Below are 4,251 nucleotides of genomic sequence, written 5' to 3'. Positions count from 1 at the left end.
CCGATACGGCGAGCCGGTCGGCCACCGCTTGGACGACATCCTCGGTCTCGCCGCCCTGCGCCTTGCCCCAGGCCACCGCCTCGTCGACGATCGGGGCGAGGCCCTCCATGCCGGCGGCCTTCAGCAGCAGCGACGGGTTGGTGGTGCAATCGATCGGCTTGAGCGTCTCGATGGCGCCGATGTCGCCGGTATCGGCGACAACCACGGTCATCTCGCGGAGTTGGTTGAGCAGCGATGTCATAGCTCACCTCGTACGGCGTATCGTGATCGGACTGGGATCAGCCCACAGGCCGCAAGTCGCGGAGAGAAAGGGACCACGCCTGAGCATCGTGGTAGCCAATCGATGCGCAGCCCTGCCTAACGATCTTGGCGAGCATGATCTTATCACCGAGGGCGGTGATCTGGATGACAGTCGGCCCGAAGCCGGCATCGCCGACAAGGCAGGTCCCGACGCTCCAGCCGTGCTTGCGACAGATCTCAGCAGCGTGCCGATGATCATACCGAGTGCTTGCCATTATGGATTGGTACTTTGAGTACTGACTGCGGATAAAACTGATTTGGGTGTGACAGCGATCAGAACAGCGCGACGAGGGCCACGCCCCCCACCATCAGGAGACCTCCGAAGATCCGCCACACACTTGCGGGGTGCCGTTCGAAGCCGATCCAGCCAAAGTTGTCCAACACGATCGAGGTCACCACGCCGGCGGTGACGAGGAGGCCGAGGAATGGGGCGGCTCCGATCTGACGGGCCACGAGGAACTGAGCCAGGATGATGCAGCCGCCGAGGATCCCACCGAGCCACGCCCACCAAGGCATCCCCGCAGCCTGAGCCGCTGTCGGCCAAGCGAGCTTGCCTGAGAGAAGACCAACTACGAGAATGCACGTTGCGGTGCCGGCGACCACGACGAGGCCGGCGGTCAGAGACTCGTCCAATCCCTTTGAGAGAGCACCGTTCTGCCCCGCCTGGACGGCGTTGGCGACGCCGGCCAGAAGCACGAGGCCGTAGAGGTACCACATGGCTGAGATCTCAATCAGTGAGATCTATAACTAGGGCAGTGTCGGTCAGGTCGGCTCACGAGTACCGGCGGCATGTCGTCCCGCCGCTACGCTCCCTTCTGCTCCCGGAACCGGATCCCGGCACCGCCGCCATTCTCAGGAATGAACTTCAGGCCGGGGGTCATAACCAGAGATCCGTGGTCTCGCATTAAAATCGATCGACCTTCAGATCTGCCATCCGGATCCGGCCCACGATCCAGGCAGCGCCCCTGGGCGCGTAGGGATACGCCGATCGCTCGCAGAAGAGACCGTCGGAGGACGACACGATCCAGCGGTAGCAGCCCTGGTACACAGGGCAGGGCATCACCGCGAGCCTGTAGGTGCGGGACAAGGCGTCAGCCTCGTGAGCGGGCGGAACGACAGAGGGTGAGAGGGCTCTGGTCAGAGCCCTCTCGATGCTGGCCGTGATCGCCTTACATGCGATGCATCATCCGCTTGCGCATCATGCGGCGGCGCATCATGCGCTTCTTCATCATCATGCGGTCGCCGTGCATCATCCGGACCTGCGTGACATCCGACTGGCTGGTCTGAAGACCGCTTACCGGAATTGGAGCTGCCGACACGGTGCCGACACCGAGAGTGAAGCCACCGAGCAGGGTTGCTGCAGCGAGAGCGAAGGTCGTCTTCCTCATCATTGTTCTCCTGAGTTCGGCGGGCGCGTCGGCACAGAGCTAGGAAGGCTGGGGAACCGCACGCCCCGGCACGACGCCGAAGCACGGCGTCAGCGGGTCCCTACGGCCGTGATCGCAGGAGGGTTTCAGCTATCGAACCGATAAAACGATAAAACCTTACTGTATGATCAGATACAGCGCTGCCGAACCCGGAGGTTTTAGTACGAAAACAGTCAAGTTTCGCCAAAAGCTTAACAGCTCTAATAATTCAATTTCAGTTAGCGCTGAAACTATTTGAACTTCGCATTCGTACCTGGGGCAGTGCGGCCAACTATAAGCGGCCCATGGTTCAGCGAACATTGGGGCTATCTATGATCCGTATTTCTGTGGCGATCCTCGCAGCTGCTGTGTCAGCGACCCCCCTCTATCCAGCTGATGCCGCGATGAGGAAGGTGCGGATACCGAACCAGTACGACGGCTTGTGGACAATCGTCGCCGCGACCGCCCAGGGGCCCTGTTCAGCCAGCACGAGCTATCAGGTGCAGATCAAGGGCAGCGATGCTTCGGTCCCTGGCGACGACATCGACATCGATGGTGGCGTTTCCACTGGGGGCGCAGTGAAAGCGACGATCACCAAGGGAACGAACAGGGTGCCGATTGCCGGGAGCCTCAACACAAGGGGCAGCGGCAGCGGTACGTGGCGCACGTCCGGCGGGTTGATCGAGTGTAGCGGCAGTTGGAGCGCCAAACGAGCTGGGTAGCGGAAGCTGCCCGCCACCCATAATTTTAGGGCTGGCGGGGCTTGATGCCGTTCCTCACGGCGGGAGCCAGTACGCAACGCGGCCCGTGATCAAGATGGGGGAGGGCGGTTAGCCGGGCTTCAACGATGTCGTCCGCCGGGTTCCCGGTTCGGGATGACAGTCGGTAGTGCCGATCCGGAATGGCAGTCGGTCCAGGCGTGGATTGGACGGACTGAGGTGTCAGGCCGCGACCTTCGCGCTGCGCTCGGGGATGTGTCCTGTCCGGATCTGCTCCAATGTCGGCGGCCAGTGATCCATCCAGGCCCCATAGGCGCATTCCCGGCCTCCATAGGCCTTCCGGCATAGGGCCGCGATCCGATCCCCTGATGCCTGCCCGCGGGTCATCAGGACGTCCGCAATCGCCTTTATCGCCGCTGCACCCTGAGGCGAGCGCACGAGCGCAGAAGCCCGGGCCTCGGCCGCCAGGGTCACGGCCCTGCGTTCTTCCTCAGGCAGATGCCAGGCGTCGAGGATGGCCCGGGAATTCTTCATGTCGCCGCCGCCGCCAGCCAGCATGCAGCCGCCGACAGAGCGCCGCGCGTAGGCGGCCTCAGCGTAGAAGCCGGCGTAGCAGTTGATAAGTTCGATATCACGGCTGATGGCCCGGACCCGGTCGCATTCGGCCTGTTCCTGAGGCCCGCCGCTTACCTTCAATCGGCCGAACGGGTAGCCGCATATATCGTATCCCGTCACGAGGCCTTCGCAGGCCACGAGCCGACCGCGGCGGTCTCGGACACGCTTGCCGGCAATGAGTTCCTCAACCGTCTGCACCACCGCCCGATCGGTGTGGTACCCGAAGAACCAGCGCACGAGCGCGTGGCCGCCTTCATGGTGACAGGTCAGGGGGCGGCGCCCCTTCATCCTACTCATCGACAGATCCATCCTGGCTCAGCCGATTGTCGGCGTCAGGGTCCGTGGCGGGTCGGGCTTCGATGGCGGACTGGATGCCCTCAAGGATCGAGGCGTTTCCGTTCATCGGTTGCCCATCGACATGGACGACGAATTGCCCGCGCTCGACCTCAACCAGCTTCACCTTCACGTCACCGGCCGCCCACCGATGGATCGCTTCGGGCAACGCCTGCCCCTGGCTGGCGCCGGGGTTGTAGATGATGAGATTGACCGGTTTCGCGGTCATGGCGGTCCGCATATCCAGCGGCTTGTGCCGCAGCCCGACAAGGAACGCCGCCCGATCAATGACCGAGGATGACGTGTCGCCCCCGGCTTCCTTCAAGGCGTCGTAGTAGTTTTGCAAGAACCAAGCAGCCTTCGGGTCGGCCTCTGTCCGGCCGATCATCCCACCGACCTGGTTGTCGTCACCGAGATATGGCGTGAGGTCGGGGTGCTTCCGGATCTTGCGGATGATGTCTGCTCGGCTCGGGTACCGGTCGATCTCGATTTCCCGGACGCGCTTCACGCACGCCGTGATGATCGCCCCCTTGTGCAGGTCGAGGCTTGATCGAGGACGACCCGTCCTCCGGATGCCGTCGAAGAACTTGTGGATCTGGTGGCGTTCCCCCTGCACGACGTCGTTCAGCATCCGAAGCGCCTCATGGGCCAGGATCTTCCGAGGGTCGTTGTCCGCCTGGAAGGCTCCCTCGTTGACGATGCTTTCTTTCACCAGGGTCGTCAGGAATGTGAGCGTGGCGGCCAAGCGCTCTGTCGGACCACTGACGCTGGGTCTCGACGCCGAGATGGGCGCGTGCCTCTTGGAAGGTAACCTCGACCTGCCAGCGTCGGACGAACCATGTCACGATTTGTGTCGGATCTCGTACGGGGTCGGTGCA

General features: G+C 62.9%; 6 protein-coding genes. 1 reads left to right on the top strand and 5 read right to left on the bottom strand.

The features are described 5' to 3' along the window. From FV242_RS32875 to FV242_RS32860, 3 genes are all read right to left on the bottom strand, one after another. On the bottom strand, positions 1 to 241 hold a 241-nt coding region (locus FV242_RS32875), incomplete at its 3' end, for a transaldolase family protein (RefSeq protein WP_281407138.1). Positions 242 to 573: 332 nt separating this feature from the next. Beyond that, the gene (locus FV242_RS32865; RefSeq protein WP_147911014.1) at positions 574 to 1,017 is read right to left on the bottom strand and encodes a DMT family transporter; all 444 of its coding nucleotides are present in this window, start codon (positions 1,015 to 1,017) and stop codon (positions 574 to 576) included. 452 nt (positions 1,018 to 1,469) lie between these two features. Further along, positions 1,470 to 1,688 (bottom strand): hypothetical protein, encoded by a 219-nt coding sequence (locus FV242_RS32860; RefSeq protein WP_147911013.1) that lies wholly within the window; start codon positions 1,686 to 1,688, stop codon positions 1,470 to 1,472. 422 nt (positions 1,689 to 2,110) lie between these two features. Between FV242_RS32860 and FV242_RS32855 the strand changes: the two genes are divergently transcribed. Continuing rightward, complete coding sequence (locus FV242_RS32855) at positions 2,111 to 2,428, top strand: heme utilization protein (RefSeq protein ID WP_246693002.1); 318 nt, start codon at positions 2,111 to 2,113, stop codon at positions 2,426 to 2,428. Positions 2,429 to 2,647: 219 nt separating this feature from the next. Here FV242_RS32855 and FV242_RS32850 read toward each other — a convergent pair whose 3' ends face one another. After that, the gene (locus FV242_RS32850; RefSeq protein WP_147941864.1) at positions 2,648 to 3,337 is read right to left on the bottom strand and encodes a hypothetical protein; all 690 of its coding nucleotides are present in this window, start codon (positions 3,335 to 3,337) and stop codon (positions 2,648 to 2,650) included. After that, a complete protein-coding gene (locus FV242_RS32845) occupies positions 3,330 to 4,118 on the bottom strand; it encodes a hypothetical protein (protein WP_187278671.1) in 789 nt (262 codons plus the stop codon). The genes FV242_RS32850 and FV242_RS32845 overlap by 8 nt, the downstream gene beginning before the upstream one ends. Positions 4,119 to 4,251 lie beyond the last annotated feature (133 nt).

The sequence above is a fragment of the Methylobacterium sp. WL64 genome (assembly GCF_008039945.1).
GTDB lineage: Bacteria > Pseudomonadota > Alphaproteobacteria > Rhizobiales > Beijerinckiaceae > Methylobacterium.
Note: the sequence above shows the minus strand (reverse complement) of the source record. Positions and strands in the feature narration are given on the sequence as shown.

Coding starts and splice junctions, on each gene's coding strand:
- FV242_RS32865 (WP_147911014.1), bottom strand. CDS start 1,017: ATGTGGTACCTCTACGGCCTCGTGCTTCTGGCCGGCGTCGCCAACGCC.
- FV242_RS32860 (WP_147911013.1), bottom strand. CDS start 1,688: ATGAGGAAGACGACCTTCGCTCTCGCTGCAGCAACCCTGCTCGGTGGC.
- FV242_RS32855 (WP_246693002.1), top strand. CDS start 2,111: ATGAGGAAGGTGCGGATACCGAACCAGTACGACGGCTTGTGGACAATC.
- FV242_RS32850 (WP_147941864.1), bottom strand. CDS start 3,337: ATGAGTAGGATGAAGGGGCGCCGCCCCCTGACCTGTCACCATGAAGGC.